This window comes from Actinosynnema sp. NPDC023794 (assembly GCF_040639675.1).
Lineage (GTDB): Bacteria > Actinomycetota > Actinomycetes > Mycobacteriales > Pseudonocardiaceae > Actinosynnema > Actinosynnema luteola.
Genome location: NZ_JBFAFR010000018.1, coordinates 152,644 through 169,925 on the forward strand (window position 1 = coordinate 152,644; position 17,282 = coordinate 169,925).

Annotated in this window: 9 protein-coding genes; 6 read left to right on the plus strand and 3 right to left on the minus strand. The window is 72.5% G+C overall.

The genetic code is table 11. The features are described from left to right. The first annotated feature begins 79 nt into the window (after positions 1–79). The 3 genes from AB0H12_RS30180 to AB0H12_RS30190 are packed head-to-tail and all read left to right on the plus strand — an operon-like array spanning position 80 to position 4,738. Positions 80–1,027 carry an alpha/beta hydrolase gene (locus AB0H12_RS30180; RefSeq protein ID WP_499627443.1) on the plus strand — a complete coding sequence of 316 codons (948 nt, stop codon included), beginning with the start codon at positions 80–82 and terminating at the stop codon, positions 1,025–1,027. Then, positions 1,024–2,352: an MFS transporter gene (locus AB0H12_RS30185; RefSeq protein ID WP_499627445.1), complete on the plus strand. Its 1,329-nt coding sequence runs from the start codon at positions 1,024–1,026 to the stop codon at positions 2,350–2,352. Before AB0H12_RS30180 ends, AB0H12_RS30185 begins: the two co-directional genes overlap by 4 nt. A 22-nt stretch (positions 2,353–2,374) precedes the next feature. Next, positions 2,375–4,738 (plus strand): PEP/pyruvate-binding domain-containing protein, encoded by a 2,364-nt coding sequence (locus AB0H12_RS30190; RefSeq protein WP_499627447.1) that lies wholly within the window; start codon positions 2,375–2,377, stop codon positions 4,736–4,738. Here the strand turns inward: AB0H12_RS30190 and AB0H12_RS30195 are convergent, their stop codons facing one another. After that, positions 4,739–9,238, minus strand: coding sequence for a tetratricopeptide repeat protein (locus AB0H12_RS30195; protein WP_499627449.1), 4,500 nt, complete (start codon positions 9,236–9,238; stop codon positions 4,739–4,741). A gap of 172 nt (positions 9,239–9,410) precedes the next feature. Between AB0H12_RS30195 and AB0H12_RS30200 the strand changes: the two genes are divergently transcribed. Continuing rightward, on the plus strand, positions 9,411–10,574 hold the full coding sequence (locus tag AB0H12_RS30200; RefSeq protein ID WP_499627451.1) for a cellulose-binding domain-containing protein: 1,164 nt from the start codon (positions 9,411–9,413) through the stop codon (positions 10,572–10,574). A gap of 331 nt (positions 10,575–10,905) precedes the next feature. On the opposite strand, the gene AB0H12_RS30205 is transcribed toward AB0H12_RS30200, so the two are convergent. Further along, complete coding sequence (locus AB0H12_RS30205) at positions 10,906–12,837, minus strand: S8 family peptidase (protein WP_499627452.1); 1,932 nt, start codon at positions 12,835–12,837, stop codon at positions 10,906–10,908. Between the two features lie 301 nt (positions 12,838–13,138). After that, a complete protein-coding gene (locus tag AB0H12_RS30210; protein ID WP_499627454.1) occupies positions 13,139–15,400 on the minus strand; it encodes an ATP-binding cassette domain-containing protein in 2,262 nt (753 codons plus the stop codon). Positions 15,401–15,477: 77 nt separating this feature from the next. Between AB0H12_RS30210 and AB0H12_RS30215 the strand changes: the two genes are divergently transcribed. Together AB0H12_RS30215 and AB0H12_RS30220 are read left to right on the plus strand one after the other, a co-directional pair. Continuing rightward, a complete protein-coding gene (locus AB0H12_RS30215; RefSeq protein WP_499627456.1) occupies positions 15,478–16,266 on the plus strand; it encodes a TetR/AcrR family transcriptional regulator in 789 nt (262 codons plus the stop codon). 148 nt (positions 16,267–16,414) lie between these two features. Further along, a complete protein-coding gene (locus tag AB0H12_RS30220; RefSeq protein ID WP_499627458.1) occupies positions 16,415–17,191 on the plus strand; it encodes a putative protein N(5)-glutamine methyltransferase in 777 nt (258 codons plus the stop codon). The last annotated feature ends 91 nt before the right edge of the window (positions 17,192–17,282 follow it).

Consider the following 17,282-nt stretch of genomic DNA (forward strand, 5'->3'; position numbering starts at 1 on the left):
GACGCGTCGCGGAGGTCCCCGCCCAGGGGGACCCCTGTTCTCAATCTACCGACGGGGTCCGACAATTTCGGGAGAAGTCATGTCGCGCGTGCTGTTGCCCGCCCTGTCCGCCCTGGTCCTGATGGTCGTTCCCGCGCAGGCCACACCCGTCGCGGCCGATGACGGGGCAGTAGTCGTCGGCGAGCGGTGGCTCGACGCCCGCACCGTCGACCTCACGGTGTCCTCGCCCGCGATCGGCGGCCAGGTCCCCGTCCGCGTCCTCACCCCACCGGGCTGGTCGCCGACCGCCTCCAGGACGTGGCCGGTCCTCTACCTCCTCCAAGGGGTCGGCGACGACTACACGTCGTGGACCAGGGAAACCGACGTCGAGGAGCTCAGCGCGTCGAGCGACGTCCTGGTCGTCATGCCCGACGCCGGACGCGCCGGCTGGTACACCGACTGGTGGAACGGCGGACGCGGTGGCACGCCCAGGTGGGAGACCTTCCACACCGGCGAACTGCCGCAACTCGTCGAGCGGAACTACCGGGGCGGCACGGCGCGCGCCGTCGCGGGGCTGTCGGCGGGAGGCACGGGCGCGTTCGGGTACGCGGCCAAGCACCCCGGCATGTTCCGGGCCGCCGCCTCCTACAGCGGTCTGCTGTCCACGCAGTTCATCGGCGTGCCCCAGTTCATCTACACCACCGTGCTGCGGGAAGGCCTCGACCCGTACGGGCCGTGGGGCCGCGAAACCCTCGTGCCCGCCGTGTGGGCGGCGCACAACCCCAGGCAGCTCGCGGCGAACCTGCGCGGCATGTCCCTTTACATGTCCTACGGCAACGGCTTCAAAGGCGCGCTGGACACGGACTGGTGGTCCTACGACGCGTTCGAGACGATCGTGGGCACCACGTCGCCGGACTTCGTGGCCCGGATGCGGTCGCTGGGCATCCCGATCACGGTCAACGCCTACGGCGGCGGCACGCACACCTGGAAGTACTGGCAACGCGAGCTGCGGGCGTCCTGGCCGATGCTGATGGCCGCGCTCGCGTGAAGCGCGTCCTGCTGGTGGCCTGCTTCGCGGCCTTCGTCACGGCGCTGGACAACAGCGTCCTGGTGGTCGCCCTGCCCACCATCGGCCGCGACCTCGGCCTGTCCACCAACGACCTGCAGTGGGCCGTGATCGGCTACATGCTGGTGTTCGCGAGCCTCATGCCCGCGGCGGGCGCGGTGGGCGACCGGTTCGGGCACCGGCGGGTGCTGCTGGTCGGGCTGCTCGGGTTCGCCGCCGCGTCCCTCGGCTGCGGCACGTCGGACGCCGGCTGGGAGTTGGCGCTGTGGCGGGCGGCCCAGGGCGCGTCGGCGGCGGCGATCGTGCCGACCGGGCTGGCCGTGCTGCGGACCGACCTGGACGCCGCCCGGCGCCGGACGGGGATCGCGGCGTGGACGGCCGCGCTGGCCGTGGCGCTCGCGGTCGGGCCCGCGCTGGGCGGCCTGCTCAGCGAGGCGGCGCACTGGCGGTGGATCTTCCTCGGCAACGTCCCGGCGTGCGTGGCGGTGGCCGCCTTCGCCGCCCTGGCCCTGCCGTCACGGCGGATCACCCGCCCGACACCGCTGCCGGTCCGGTCGACGGCGGCGTTGACCGCAGCCGTCTTCGCGGTCACCGCCACCGTGCTGAGCGTCGGCGGCGAGGGTCCGGTGGCGGCGTTGGCCGCGTTGTCCGGCGCTGCGTGCCTGGCGTTCGTGGCGGCGGAGCGGTCGGCCGCGCACCCGTTGTTCCCGGCGGGCCTGGCCCGGTCGGTGTTCGTCGGCGGCACGGTCGCGCAGGCGTTGTGGGGGCTGGCGGTCAGCGGTGTGCTGTTCGTGCTGCCGCTGCACCTGCACCGCGCCGAGGGCCTCACCCCGCTGGCCACCGGCCTGGTCTTCGTGCCCGCCGCGTTGGCCGTCATCGCGGGCGCGCCGGTCGTGCCCGTCCTGGTGCCCCGGCTCGGGCCGTGGCGGACGGCGGCGTGCGGGCTCGGTGCCGTGACGGCCGGGCTCGTGGCGATGCCCTTCGCGCGTCCGCCGGTGGTGCTCGCGTGCCTGGTGGTGATCGGGTTCGGCTCGGCGTTGACGACCCCGTTGACCACCGTGGCGCTGGACGCCGCCGACGAGCGGTGCGCCGGGGTCGCCTCGGCCACCGTCACCGCGAGCCGTGAGCTCGCGGGCGGTTTGGGCGTGGCGGTCATCGGTCTGGCGTTCACCGCGGCCGGGCTCTTCGCGGCGCTCGTGGTCGCCGCCGGCGTGGTGGCGGTGGGGCTGGGGATCGTGATCGCCCTGGACCTGGCCGCGCGCACGCGGTCGGTGAGCCGTTCGGCGGGTTCCCGCAACGGGACGTGAGCGCCGGTGCGAAGATCGTCACATGGGGACCACCGCGTTGGTGCTGCCGCTAGCCGATCCCGCCGCCGACCTGGAGACGGTCGGCGGGAAGGGCTCCTCGCTGGCCAGGCTCGCCGCCGCGGGCCTGCCCGTGCCGGCCGGCTTCCACCTGACCACGCACGCCTACCGCCGCGTCACCGAGGGCCTCGACGCCGGGATCCGGGCCGGACGGGGAGGCGAGGCCGCCATCGCCGCCGCGTTCGAAAGCCTGGACATTCCCGCGGACATCGCCGACGCCATCCGCGCGGCCCTGCCGCCGGGACCGGTCGCGGTGCGTTCGTCGGCCACCGCCGAGGACCTGCCGGACCTGTCGTTCGCGGGACAGCACGACACCTTCCTCGACGTGTCCGGCGACGAGGTGCTGGACGCGGTCAAGCGGTGCTGGGCGTCGCTGTGGACGGCACGCGCCACCGCCTACCGCGCCCGCAACGGCATCACCGACGTGGCGCTCGCCGTCGTCGTGCAGGAGATGGTGCCCGCCGACGCGGCCGGCGTGCTGTTCACCGCGAACCCCGTCACCGGCGCGCGGACCGAGACCGTGGTCAACGCCGCGCCCGGCCTGGGCGAGGCGCTGGTCGGCGGCACGGTCACCCCGGACGAGTACGTCGTGTCCGCCGACGGCGTGGTGCGCCGGTCGGGAGGTTCCCTGCTCTCCGACGCGCAGGTGCGGGAACTGGCCGGGTTGGGCGCACGGATCCAGGACCTGTGCGGCGTGCCGATGGACGTCGAGTGGGCCGTGGCCGGCGGGCGGGTCGCGGTGTTGCAGGCCAGGCCGATCACCGCGCTGCCCGAGGTCTGGAACGACACCCTGCGCGGCGACTACCTGTGGACGTGCGCGAACCTGCGCGAGGCCGTGCCGAGCGTGATGTCGCCCGCCACCTGGTCGTTCGCCGGGGTGCTCGCCCAGCCGCCGATCGCCGGTCACCCGACGTCGGGCAACATCGGCGGCCGGTTCTACCTCAACCTCAGCGCCGCGCTGGCCGTCGGCCGGGCGCTCGGCCTGAGCCGGTTCACGTGGCGGACGGTCGAGCTGTACTTCGGCCGCGTCCCCGCGGGCGTCGAGGTGCCGCCGCTGCCGCTGTCACGCCTGGCCGTGCTGCGGGCGGCGATCGGGGCGGCGCTGCCGTTCCTCCGGCAGAACCGGGAGTTCCGGGCGAAGATCGACGACCTGCTGGCCTCCGCGCCGGGTCGGGCCGAACGGCTGCACGCCGCCTTCCGCGCCGCCTCGACGTCCGCCGACCTGCTCGCGCTGTGGAAGTCCGACGTGCACGACGTGCTGCACGTGGACGCCAAGGTGTTCGACGCCGGCGCGCGCAACGGCTCCATGTCGTCGGTCAAGCTGCGGCGCAAGCTGGCCGAGCTCGTGGGCGAGGACGACACCACCGCGTTGCTGACCGGCGCGCACGGCGCGGCGGGGGAGTTGGAGAGCCTCGGGCCGGTGCTCGGCCTGGCCCGGCTCAAGCGCGGCGAGATCACCCGCGAGGCGTACGTCCGCCAGTACGGCCACCGGTTCGCCGACGAGTTCGAGGTGTCCGCGCCGCGCCCGGCCGAGGACCCGGAGTGGCCACGCCCCGACGACGTCGGAGTCGACCCCGAAGGGCTGCTGGCCAGGCAGGCGGCCGTGCGCGACGCGGCGTGGGAACGCCTGCGCGCCGCGCACCCCGGCAAGGTCGACCGGCTGCGCCGTGAGGTGGACGGGCTCGCCGCGCTGGCCCGTGAGCGGGAACGGGCGCGGTCGGAGTTCGCGCGCACGTTCGCCGTGCTGCGGGCGTTCCTGGTGCGGGCGGGCGAGACCACCGGGCACGGCGACGCGGTGTTCTTCCTGCCGATCGAGGAGACCTTGCGCGTCCTGGAAGGCGATGAGGCCCCGTTGGCATCGGTGCCGGCCCGCCGTGCCGCCTACGACCGCTACCGCGCGCTGCCGCCCTACCCGACCGTGATCCGGGGCCGGTTCGACCCCGAGGCGTGGGCCGCCGACCCGAACCGCCGGCTGGACGTGCACGACGCCTCCGCCGAACCCCTCGGCGACGCGGTGTCCGGCTTCCCCGGCGCGGCGGGCGTCGTGGAGGGCGTCGCCAGGGTGATCCACGACGTCGCGGACGCCGACGCGCTCCGACCCGGCGAGATCCTGGTGACCACGGTGACCAACATCGGCTGGACCCCGCTGTTCCCGCGCGCCGCCGCCGTGGTCACCGACGTCGGCGCGCCCCTGTCGCACGCCGCGATCGTCGCCCGCGAGCCGGGCATCCCCGCCGTCCTCGGCTGCGGCAACGCCACCACCCGCATCAGCACCGGCGACCGCGTCCGCGTGGACGGCGGGCGCGGCGCCGTGACCGTGCTGGGCTGATCACTCCCGTCGGGGCAGTTGCCCGGTCGGCCCGCTGGTCACGGTCAACCGGCCGGGACCGAACGTGACCTGCCCGGTCGGACCCGGCGACACCATGGCGCTGCCCGCCTGGAGGTCGGCCTCGAAACCGGGCAGCTTGAGCCGGATCAACGCGGGCAGCAGCACGGCCACGGTGAACAGCCCCACCAGCACCGGCGTGGTGGCCGTCAGCATCACCGCGGTCACCTTGGCGGAGAAGAAGAACGCCGTCCACATCGTGCCGAGCAGCAGCAACGAGATCGTCGCCACCGCGTAGCCGCCCCAGATCGCGGGGGCCACCGCCTTCATCTCTCGTTCCAGGAGCTGGAGGTTCCGCTGCGCCTCGACGTGGCCGCGACTGCGCTTGAGGCACTCGCGCAGGTGGTGCATGGCCCGCAGCCGGTAGCCGAACCGGCCGCGCGCGTCGGCGGCCAGCGACCCCATGCGGTGGTGCGCCACACCGGCCACGAAGTGCGGGTCGGCCTCCGCGTCCGGCGCGGTCTCGATCGCCGACTGCGCCTGCGCGTACGCCTCCGCGTGCAGGTCCGGGTTCTGCTGCTTGTCGCCGCGCTGCACCAGCAGCCGCGCCAGCGCCAAGTGCGTGCGCCACTTCCGCGACGCGTCCTGCCGCTGCTCGGCGAGCCGCAGCACCGACTCGGCCTCCGCCTCGTCGCCGGCCCTGGCCAACGCCTGCGCCAGCCCGATCGCCGCCGCGCCCGAGGCGGGGTCGATCGCGATCGCCTGCCGGAACTCCCGTTCGGCGTCGGACAACCGCTCCTCGCCCAGCTGCAGGAACAACGCGCCCAGCTCGACGTGCGCGTTCACGTCGTACCAGTCCCGCGCGACGGCCTTGCCCAGCTCGACCTCGGCTTCCTCGTACCGCCCCATCTGGACGTACAGCGCGCCGAGGTCGGCGTGGCTGCCGTGGTGCGGGTCGATCTCCAGCGCCTTGCGCAGGTGGTACTCGGCCGAGGCCAGGTTGCCGCGCCGGAAGGCGAGCACGCCGAGGCACACGTGCACGGGCGCGGAGGCCCGCCGGTCGAGCAGACCGCCGGCCAGGCCCTCCGCCTCGCGCCACCGCCGCTCGCCGTCCTGCCGCGCCAGCGCCCACACCAGGGCCAGCACGTAGTCGTAGTCGTCCGGGCGGTCCGCCAGCGCCGCCCGGAACTCCTTCTCGGCGGTGACGAGGTCGTCGTCGGTGAACGCCACCCAGCCCAGGGCGTGGTGCGACGCCGCGCGCTCGTAGTCGTCGCGCGAGTCGGCGAGCAACGCGGCGAACACCCGGCGCGCCTCGCCGAGCCGGCGGGCGTCGTGGTGGATCCACCCCAGCTCGAACCTCGGCCCGCGCAGGTGCGGCGCCCGGGCGCAGAACTCGGCGACCAGGCGTTCGGCCTCACCGAGGCGGCGCAGGGTGCGCAACGTCGCCGACAGCGCGACCACCAGGTCCACGTCGAAGGGGTCGACGGCGCGTGCGGCGGCGAACTGCTCCTCGGCGCGGTCGAACGCGCGGACGTGGTCGTGCACCTTGGCCAGCAGCACGTGCAGGTCCACCACGCCCGGCGCGTTCACCAACGCCTGCCGCGCGGTCTCCTCCGCCTCCTCGAACCGGTTGAGGAGCATCAACGCGGCGACGCGCGCCTCGTAGGCGGCGACGTGCCCGCGGTCGAGGTCGAGAGCGCGGTCGGTCACCACCAGCACGCGGTCGAGATCACCCATGTCGCCGTGCAGCCAGGCCGCCGCGACGAGGGCGTCCGGCTCGTCGCGGCGGAACTCGAGCATCCGGTTCGCGGCGCCGAGCGCCTCGGGGTAGCGGCGGGCCGCGCGCAGCAAGCTCACCTTGGTGCGCCACGCCCACTCGTGCCCCGGCCGCAGCTCCAACGCCCGCTCGACCTCGGCGAACGCCGCCTCGCCGCGGTCGAGGTCCGAGTGCAGCCAGGCGATGTCGACGCGCAGGTCGGCGTCGTCGGGGAAGCGCGCCAGCGCCTCGTCGGCCGCCCGCCCGGCCTCGTCGAACCGGCGGGCGAGCCGCAGCACGCGGATCTTCCGGCGGTGGGGCAGCGCGTAGGCCGGGTCGACCGCCGACGCCCGGTCCAGGTGGGACAGCGCCTCGTCGACGAGGTGCCGGGCGGCGGCCAGTTCGGCGGCGGTCACGTGCAGACTCGACGAGTCGGGGTGCAGCGCCGCCGCCTTGGCCGCCGTCTCCAGGGCCTCGTCCACCCGACCGGCGGTGTGCAGGACCGCGGTCCGGCTGCGCAACGCCCACTCGTGCTCCGGGTCGAGCGCCAGCGCGGCGTCCAACGACGTCAGGGCGTCCGGCACCCGGTGGCGGTCGGCGTGCAGCCAGGCGACGGTGACGTGCAGGTCGGGGTCGTCGGTGATCCGGGCCAGCGCTTCGTCGGCCGCGCGCCCGGCCTCGTCGAACCGGCGGGCTTCGCGCAGGTAGCCGATCAGGCTCCGCACGGCGGTCCGGTCGTCGGGCTCGATCGCGAGCGCGCGTTCGGTCGTGGTCACGGCGTCGTCGTGCCGTCCGGACTGGTTGTACGCGTCGGCCAGGCGCAGGAGGGTGGGCACGTCCTCGGGTTGCTGCTCGGCGGCGGCTTCCGCCGCGCGCAGGGCTTCCGGCAGTCGGCCGAGGGCGTCGAGCGCGATGATCCGCGCGCTGTGCGCCCCGGAGTGCCGGGGTTCGAGCGCCAAGGCCCGCTCGGACGACGTCACCGCCTCGTCCAGCCGGCCGCGGGCGATGTGCAGGCGGGCGATCGTGACGTGCAGCTCGGCGTCGTCGGGCTGCCGGCGCACGGCCTCCGCCGCGGCGGAGATCGCCTCGTCGAACCGCTTCGCGTAGGTCAGGAACCTGACGCGGCTGCGCAGCGCCCAGGCGTGGTCGGGGGACAGGCGCAGCGCGCCGGTGACCGCCTCGACGGCCTCGTCCTCCAGGTCGAGCGAGCTCAACGCCCACGCTTGCTCCACGTGCAGGTCGGGCTCGTCCGGGCGCAGCGCCACGGCGTGCCGCCCCGCCTCCACGGCCTCCTCCCGCCGGCCGAGGGAGCCGAGGCAGTCGATCCGCGCCTGCAACGCGTTGGTGTCGCGGGGGTTGACCGCCAACGCGCGCTCGACGTGGTCGAGGGCTTCCTCGTGCCGGCCCTCGTCGGCGTGCAGGCGGGCCAGCGCGAGGTGGATCGAGGGGTCCCGGGGGTGGAACGCCAGTGCCCCCTCGCCGGTCTCCAACGCCTCCGCGGACCGGCCGGCGTCACGGAGGATCATGATCTTGCGGCGCAACACGCCGGCGTGCCGCGGGACGCCGGCCAACGCCTTGTCGCAGCACGCGACGGCGAGGTCGGTCTCGCCGCGACCCACGTGCACGCCGGCCAGCGTGAGCTGGAGGTCGGGGTCGTCCGGGTAGTGCTCCAGGGCCACGGCCGCCGCCGCTTCGGCCTCGTCGTGCCGGCCCGCCGACACCAGGATCGAGATCCTGCTCCGCACCACCGACTCCTGCGTCGGCGTGATCGCCGACGCCCGGTCCAGGTGCTCGACCGCCCGGTCGTGCTCGTCGCGCCCGGCGTGCAGCCAGGCCGTGGAGACGAGGAACATGACGTCGGACGGGTGCCGGGCCACCGCGTCGGCCGCCTGCTCCAGCGCGTCCTCCGTGCGGCCGAGCGACTGCAGCAGGTCGATCCGGCTCTCCAACGCCCAGCGATGCGCCGGGTCGAGCGCCAACGCCCGGTCGACGGCGGCCAGGGCTTCGTCGTAGCGGTGCTGGTCGCTGAGCACCCACCCGTGCTCGACGTGCAGCCGCGGCACGGCGGGTACCGCCGTCAACGCGGCTTCGGCCACCCGTTCTGCCTCGTCGTAGCGGTGTTGGGAGCGCAGCGCGGTGATCTTCCACTCGAACGCGTCCGGGTGGTGCGGGTCGAGGTCCAGCGCCGCGTCGAAGCACGCCACCGCGTCCGCGTGCTCGTACGAGGTCGAGTGGACGCGGCCCAGGACGTAGTGGGCTTTCGGCACCTCGGGATGGGCGCGGACCACCTCGCGGGCCGTCGCCTTCGCCTCGTCCAGCCGGGCCAGGTTCGCCAGGGCGACGGCGAGCCAGCCGGCAGCGCGCCAGTCGTCGGGCGCGAGGCGACGGGCTTCGGTGAAGGCCGCGAGCGCCTCGCGTGACCGCCACGCGTCCAGGTGCGCCCGGCCGAGGGCCAGTCGCAGCGGCACGCTGTCCGGGTGCCGCGTGATCGCCTCGGCGGCCACGGCGAACGCCTCGTCGTCCCGGTACATGCGGGACAGGGTCGCGACGCGCCACGCCAGCAGGCGGTCGTCGTCGTCCGCGAACAGCGCCAGCGCCTCGTCGTAGCGGTGTCGGGCCAGCGACAACCGGCCACGCGCGATCCGCAGGTCGGTGTCGTCGGCGGAGTGGTCGGGCCCGGCCAGCGCCTCGGCCCGGTCCAGCTCACCCTGGCGGCGCAGCCGGTCGATCTCGGCGGCGGTGGGCATTGGTCCCCCTCGGTGGCCCGGTCCGTTGTGGATCACAGTGCACCGTAGTCGGCGGGGCCGTGCGCCTTCGTCGGAATCACCGTTGCGGCAGCCGGAGTATTCCATCGGGGTGACGGAATCGTTACAGTCGGTGTCTGGGAACGCTCCCAGAGACGACAACGAAGGGGTTGTTGTGCGAAATCTGCTGGCGGCGGTGGCCGCTGTGGTGTCGATAGCCGGGTTGGTGGTGATCGGCGGGACCAGCACGGCGGGGGCTGCTCCCGTCTGCGCCGTGGACTACAAGCTCAACCAGTGGGCCACCGGGTTCACCGCCAACGTGACCGTGACCAACCAGTCCGCTCCGGTCACTTCGTGGAAGCTCACCTGGACCTTCGCCGGTAACCAGGCGGTCAGCTCCGGTTGGAGCGCCGACGTGAAGCAGTCCGGCGCGGTCGTGACGGCGTCCAGCATGCCGTGGAACGGGTCGCTGGGCACGGGCGCGAGCGCGCAGTTCGGCTTCCAGGCCACGTACAGCGGCACGAACGCGGTGCCGACCGACTTCGCGTTCAACGGTGTCTCGTGCAGCGGCGACGGCCCGACCACGACGACCACATCCACGACCACATCCACCACGACGTCGACCACCACCACGACCACGACGACCGGCAACCCGCCGGTCGGCTGTGACACGGCGGCGCTGTGCGACGACTTCGAGCAGCAGACCGGGTCCGCCCCGAGCGGCCGGTGGACCGTCGGCGCGGCCAACTGCACCGGCCAGGGCACGGTCGCCATCGACAACTCGGTCGCGCGCAGCGGCTCGAAGTCGGTGCGGGTCAACGGCGCGTCGGGCTACTGCAACCACATCTTCTTCGGCACGCCGCTCACCGGCACGAGCGTGGTGCACGGCCGGTTCTACGTCCGCCACACCACGGCCCTGCCGATGGCGCACGTGACGTTCATGGCCATGAAGGACTCCGCCGACGGCGGCAAGGACCTGCGCATGGGCGGCCAGAGCTCGGCGTTGCAGTGGAACCGCGAGTCCGACGACGCCACCCTGCCCGAGCAGAGCCCGGTCGGCGTGTCGAAGAGCAAGCCGCTGCCGACCGGCCAGTGGAACTGCGTGCAGTTCACCGTCGACCCGGCGGGCCGGATCTCGACCTCGCTCAACGGCGCGGTGGTCGAGGGCCTGGTGGCCGACGGCGTGTCCACGCCCGACGTCGACTCGCAGTGGCTGCGCAAGACCAACTGGCGGCCCGCCGTGACCGACCTGCGGCTGGGCTGGGAGAGCTACGGCGACGGCGCCGACACCCTCTGGTACGACGACGTGGCGGTCGGCTCCTCGCCCATCGCCTGCTAGTCGGGCCGTCCTCGGCGGCGCACCCCACGCCGCCGAGGACCCCTTTCCGGACGCGACGCGGGTGTCCGAACCGGCGGGGCGGCCTTCCTCCGAACGGCTGACCGCAGGCCGATCCGCACACCCCCGGCGATGCGCGTGGCTACCGTTCGGCGGGACCAGATCCGCCAGTCGGTTGGGGTGCATGAGCCGTGGGAGCCGATCCGGCACGGGTGCACACCAGAGCGGACCTGGTGCGTGAGCTGGACCTGCTGCGCGGCCACGCGGCCCTGGACGGACCTGGACGTGCGTCGGCGGCCGGAGGGCGTCGGGCCCACCGGCCGCCGACCGGGGATCAGGCCGCGTTCACCGAGACGTCGTCCACCACGAACGAGGTCTGGTAGGACCAGTCCTCCACGCCGGAGAAGCTCAGCGTGACGCTCTGGCCCGCGTACGCGCCCAGGGCGAAGGTGCGCACCTCGTAGCCGGACGGGTTGAGGTTGGTGTAGGTCGCCAGGGTGGTGCCGGCCACCGAGACCGTGAAGGTGTCGAACACCTCCGGCTCGTACTCGTCGGTGCTGATCTTGAGCCACAGCGACAGCGTGGTGTTCGTGCAGCCCGCCGGGATGGTGACGGTCTGCGTCAGCGTCTCGGTGTTGCTGTAGCCGTAGCCGCTGATCCACGAGGAGCGGGTGCCGGAGCGGGGCGAGCCCTCGCCGGTCCACGCGGCGATGGTGTGGGTGGCGTTCGACCACCCGGTGGTGCCGCTCTCGAAGCCGCCGTTGACCGCCTTCTCACCAAGCGCGGCGCACGTGCCGCCCGCCGGGGTGACGGTCCAGGTGAACGCCGTGCCGGCGGACTTGCCCGCGCTGTCGGTCACCGTCGCGGTCACGTTGTAGGCGCCTGCGGCGGTGGGCGTGCCGGAGATCAGGCCGGTGGACGCCGCGATCGTGAGGCCGGGCGGCAGGCCGGTGGCCGACCACGTGTACGGCGGCGCGCCGCCGGAGGCCTTGAGCTGCAGGCTCGTGGCCGTGCCGACGCTGCCGGTCTGGTTGCCCGGCGGCGTGACCGACGGGTTGCCGGGTCCGGGGTCGCCGGTGTTGACGAACAGCAGCTGGTTCGGCGAGCCGGTGCCCGGACCGGTGATCTTGTTCGGGGTGGCGTTGCCGATCATCGCGCTCGCGACCTGCGCGGGCGTCAACGACGGCGTGGCGCCGAGCAGGACCGCGGCGCCGCCGGCCACGTGCGGCGCCGCCATGGACGTGCCGCTGATGGTGTTGGTGGCGGTGTCGTTGGTCATCCACGCCGAGGTGATGTTCTGGCCGGGCGCGAAGATGTCCGTGCACGTGCCCCAGTTGGAGAACGAGGCGCGGGCGTCGGTGTTGGTCGACGCGTTGACCGTGATCGCCTCGGCGACGCGGGCGGGGGTGAAGTTGCACGCGTTGGCGTTGGAGTTGCCCGACGCGATCGCGTAGGTCACGCCGTCGGCGATCGAGTTGCGGACCGCGGTCTCGCCGGTCACGTCGCTGCCCTGGCCGCCGAGGCTCATGTTGGCCACGGCCGGGCCCGAGGTGTGGTGGCCGGTGACCCAGTCGATGCCCGCGGCGACTCCGGCGAACGAGCCGGAGCCGGCGCAGTTGAGCACCTTGACCGCGATCAGCCGCACGCCCTTGGCGACGCCGTGGGCCGTGCCGCCGACCGTGCCCGCCACGTGCGTGCCGTGGCCGTTGCAGTCGGTGTTGTTGGTGTCGACGGTGTTGGTGCCCCAGGTGGCCCGGCCGCCGAAGTCGGAGTGCGTGGTCCGGATGCCGGTGTCGATGATGTAGGCGGTGACGCCGGTGCCGTCGTTGGGGTAGGTGTAGGACGAGTCGAGCGGCAGGTCGCGCTGGTCGATGCGGTCCAGGCCCCACGACGGCGGGTTCGGCTGGGTCGCGGTCGCCTTGACCTCGCCGTTCTGCTGGACGTATGCCACGCCGGGCTCGGCCGCCAGGCGGCGCGCGTCCCGTTCGGACAGCGTGCCCGCGAAGCCCTTCAGGGCGTTGCGGTAGGTGTAGTCGACCTTGGCGTCGTACTTGGCGCTGAGGTCGGCGGTGAGCGCGTCGACGCTCTGGGTGGACAGCTGGTCGTAGACGACGATGTAGCTGTCCGCGATGGCGGTCGGGTTGTTCGTGCCGAGGATGTCGCCCTCGGCGGCGGCAGGTGTGGCGCCGGAGGCCAGCGCCGTGGTGGTCGCCGCGACCGCGGCTAACGCGATCAGGGCTCGTCTGGATCCGCGAACGTCTCCCATTGCAGGGTTCTCCCTCGTGCAGGGGTTCCGGCAGACCCATAGCGGCGCGGGTCGGCCGGGGAGTGGAGGTTCTGCGATCACGTTCGCGCGGACGTGATCGGCAACGTTAGAGGACCGCTCGGTACCGGACAATCGACCGGCAGTGGGAACGACCTGCGGTATTCCGAACGACGGCCACGATCGGGCTACCCACGCCCCATTGGCCAATTATCTTAATAGCTTCAGTGTCCACTAAACCCAGTTTTCTTCCGGCACCGGACGTGGCACCGGAAGAAAACTGGGTCCAGAGCAACCAGGACGGTCAGCGGCCGACGTAGGCGCCGAGGTGTCGGGCGGTCAGGGTGGAGGCGTTCTCGACCAGGTCGGCGGGTGTGCCCGTGAAGACGACCCGGCCGCCGTCGTGCCCGGCGCCGGGGCCGAGGTCGATGATCCAGTCGGCGTGCGCCATGACGGCCTGGTGGTGCTCGATCACGATGACGGTGTTGCCGTCGTCCACGAGTCGGTCGAGCAGGGCGAGCAGCTGGTCGACGTCGGCGAGGTGCAGGCCGGTGGTCGGCTCGTCGAGGATGTAGGTGGACGCCTTCTCGGCCATGTGGATGGCGAGCTTGAGCCGTTGCCGCTCGCCACCGGACAGCGTGGTGAGGGGTTGGCCGAGGGAGAGGTAGCCGAGGCCGACGTCGACGAGTCGGTCGAGGATGGCCTTGGCCTGCTTCTCGGTGAAGAAGTCGCGGGCCTCGGTGACGGACATGCCGAGCACCTCGCTGATGTTGCGGCCCCGCAGGGTGTGGGTGAGGACCTCGGCGGTGAACCGCTTGCCCTCGCACTCCTCGCAGACGGAGGCGACACCGGCCATCATCGCGAGGTCGGTGTAGACGAGGCCGATGCCCTTGCACTTGGGGCAGGCGCCTTCGGAGTTGGCGCTGAAGAGGGCGGGTTTGACGCCGTTGGCCTTGGCGAAGGCGGTGCGGATGGGGTCGAGCAGCCCGGTGTAGGTGGCGGGGTTGGAGCGCCGTGAGCCGCGGATGGGCGCCTGGTCGACGGTGACGACGTCGTCGCGCTGGGCGAGGGAGCCGTGGATGAGCGAGCTCTTGCCGGATCCGGCGACGCCGGTGACGACGGTGAGGACGCCCAGGGGGATGTCGACGTCGACGTCCTTGAGGTTGTGGAGGGTGGCGCCGGTGATGGGCAGCCGGCCGGTGGGGGTGCGGACCTGGTCGCGGAGTCGGGCGCGGTGGTCGAGGTGGCGGCCGGTGAGGGTGCCGGAGGCGCGGAGTTCGTCGACGGTGCCGGTGAAGGTGATGTGGCCGCCGTTGGTCCCCGCGCCGGGGCCGAGGTCGACGACGTGGTCGGCGATGGCGATGGTCTCGGGCTTGTGCTCGACGACCAGCACGGTGTTGCCCTTGTCGCGCAGGCGGAGCAGGAGGTCGTTCATGCGCTGGATGTCGTGGGGGTGCAGGCCGACGGTGGGTTCGTCGAAGACGTAGGTGACGTCGGTGAGGGCGGAGCCGACGTGGCGGACCATCTTGACGCGTTGGGCCTCGCCGCCGGAGAGGGTGGCGGCGGTTCGGTCGAGGCTGAGGTAGCCGAGGCCGATCTCGACGAGGTTGTCGAGGAGTTCTTTGAGGGTGGTGAGCATGGGGCCGACGGACGGGTCGGTGATCTTGGCGACCCAGTCGGCGAGGTCGCTGATCTGCATGGTGGAGCAGTCGGCGATGTTCACGCCGTCGATCTTGGACGAGAGGGCGGCGGCGTTGAGGCGGGCGCCGCCGCAGGTCGGGCAGTCGGTGAAGGTGACGGCGCGGTCGACGAAGGCGCGGATGTGGGGTTGCATGGATTCCCGGTCCTTGCCGAGGTAGAGGCGTTGGACTTTGACCAGGAGGCCTTCGTAGGTGACGTTGGTCTTGCCGATTTTGACTTTGGTGGTTTCGCGGTTGAGGAAGGCGTCCCATTCTTCGTCGGTGAAGTCCTGGAGCGCCTTGTCGGGGTCGTAGAAGCCGGAGTGGACGTAGGTCTGGACGTACCAGTTGTCGACGGTGAAGCCGGGGACGGTGATGGCGCCTCCGGTGAGGGATTTGGTGCGGTCGACGAGTTGGTCGATGTCGACGGTGGAGACGCGGCCGAGGCCCTCGCAGTTGAGGCACATGCCTTCGGGGAGGTTGAAGCTGAAGGCGCCGGAGGTGCCGACGTGCGGTCGGCCGAGGCGGCTGAAGAGGATGCGGAGCATGGTGTGGGCGTCGGTGGCGGTGCCGACGGTGGAGCGGGAGTTGGCGCCCATGCGTTCCTGGTCGACGATGATGGCGGCGCTGAGGTTGCGCAGGGCGTCGACGTCGGGACGGCCGAGGCTGGGCATGAAGGACTGGATGAACGCGGTGTAGGTCTCGTTGATGAGTCGTTGGGACTCGGCGGCGATGGTGCCGAAGACGAGGGAGGATTTGCCGGAGCCGGAGACGCCGGTGAAGACGGTGAGTCGTCGTTTGGGGATGTCGACGGAGACGTCGGCGAGGTTGTTCTCCCTGGCGCCGCGTACTTGGATGACGTCGTGGCTGTCTGCTGGTGCGGCCATCGCCTGGCTTTCCCCCTGCTTTGTTTATGCCGTAAGGTGCTTGCGGCACCGTACTTTACGCTGTAAGGGGTGGGCAAGTGGCGGTCTTCGCCGGACAGGGTGACGCGCGTCGGTCGATGCGGCTGCTGTGGCGTGCGCCGGGTGGTGGTGCGGGGTCGGGGTTGTCGGTGGACGTGATCGTGGACGCGGCGATCGAGGTGGCGGATCGGGACGGCATGGCGGCGTTGTCGATGCGTGCGGTGGGTGAGCGGTTGGGGCGTTCGGCGATGGCGTTGTACACGTACGTGCCGAGCAAGGCGGAGTTGTTGGACCTGATGTACGACCGGGTGTTGGGGGAGTTGCCGTCGGAGTACCCGGTGGACGGCGGGTGGCGGGTGGCGTTGCGGGCGTGGGCGCAGGACGCGCGGGCGTTCTTCCTGGCTCATCCGTGGGTGTTGCAGGTGTCGCAGGCGCGGCCGGTGTTGGGGCCGAACGAGTTCTTGATGGTGGAGGTGTTGTTGCGGATCCTGCGGCCGACGGGTCTGGGCGCGTCGGTGTTGCGGGGTGTGGTGGGTGCGGTGGTGCAGTTCGTGCGTGGTGCGGCGGGGGTGATCGCGGAGGCGCGGCGGGCGGCGCGGGAGACGGGGATGACGGACGAGGAGTGGTGGTTCTCGCGGTCGGGGGTGTTCGAGGAGGTTGCGCCGGACTTCGCCGAGCGGTTCCCGCTGTCGGCGTGGCTGGGCGCGGAGGAGCCGCCGGCGGTGGAGGGGGAGGAGGACGTGCCGTATTTGGAGCGGGACGCGGTGGGGAACTTCGTGACGGGGTTGGAGGTGTTGTTGGACGGCGTGGAGGCGGCGGTGGCGCGTGCGCGTGCCGGTGGGGGCTGAGGTGGGTGGGCGGTGATATACGGTGTGCCGGTTGGCGCGGACGAGGGAGGTGGGACCCATTTCTGCTGGTGTGCATCGGGTCGCTCCCGGCCGCGTCGTGGCGGTGTGAGGGGCGCCCTCGGGTTTCACGCGAGAGGCGTTCGTTTCCATGGATCTTGATGTCGTCGCGCGGTTGCGTGCGGCCGGGTGTGTGTTTGCCGAGGACGAGGCGCGGGTGTTGGTGGAGGCCGCGCGTGGTCCGGAGGAGTTGGAGTCGTTGACGGCTCGGCGGGTGGCCGGGTTGCCGTTGGAGCACGTGGTGGGGTGGGCGGAGTTCTGCGGGTTGCGGGTGGTGGTGGATCCGGGGGTGTTCGTGCCCCGTCGGCGCACGGAGTTCCTGGTGCGGGTGGCGGTGGGGGTGGCGCGGGCGGGTTCGGTGGTGGTGGACCTGTGTTGTGGGTCGGGTGCGGTGGGTGCGGCGGTGGTGGATCGGGTGGCCGGGGTGCAGTTGCACGCGGTGGACGTGGATCCGGTGGCGGTGGCTTGTGCTCGGCGCAACGTGGGTGCTCGTGGCGATGGGCAGGGTCGGGTGTACGCGGGTGATCTCTACGAGCCGTTGCCGGTGTCGTTGGCGGGGCGGGTCGACGTCCTGGTGGCGAACGCGCCGTACGTGCCGACCGGGGCGATCGGGTTGATGCCGCCGGAGGCGCGTGAGCACGAGCCGCGGGTGGCGTTGGACGGTGGGACGGATGGCTTGGACGTGCAGCGGCGGGTGATCGCGGGCGCGGCGCGGTGGTTGGCGCCGGGTGGTCGGTTGTTGGTGGAGACGGGTGCGCGGCAGGCGGCGGGGACGGTGGAGGCGTTCGCGGCGGGCGGGTTGCGCGCGGAGGTCGTGTCGGACGAGGAGCTGTCGGCGACCGTGGTGATCGGTTCGGTGCGGTCCTAGTGCGTTGACCACATACGTTCACCGGGTTGGAGACACGCCGGACAAGATCCCCGACGCCGGTTCGTGGTGATCCCATGCTCGGTGGTGACGT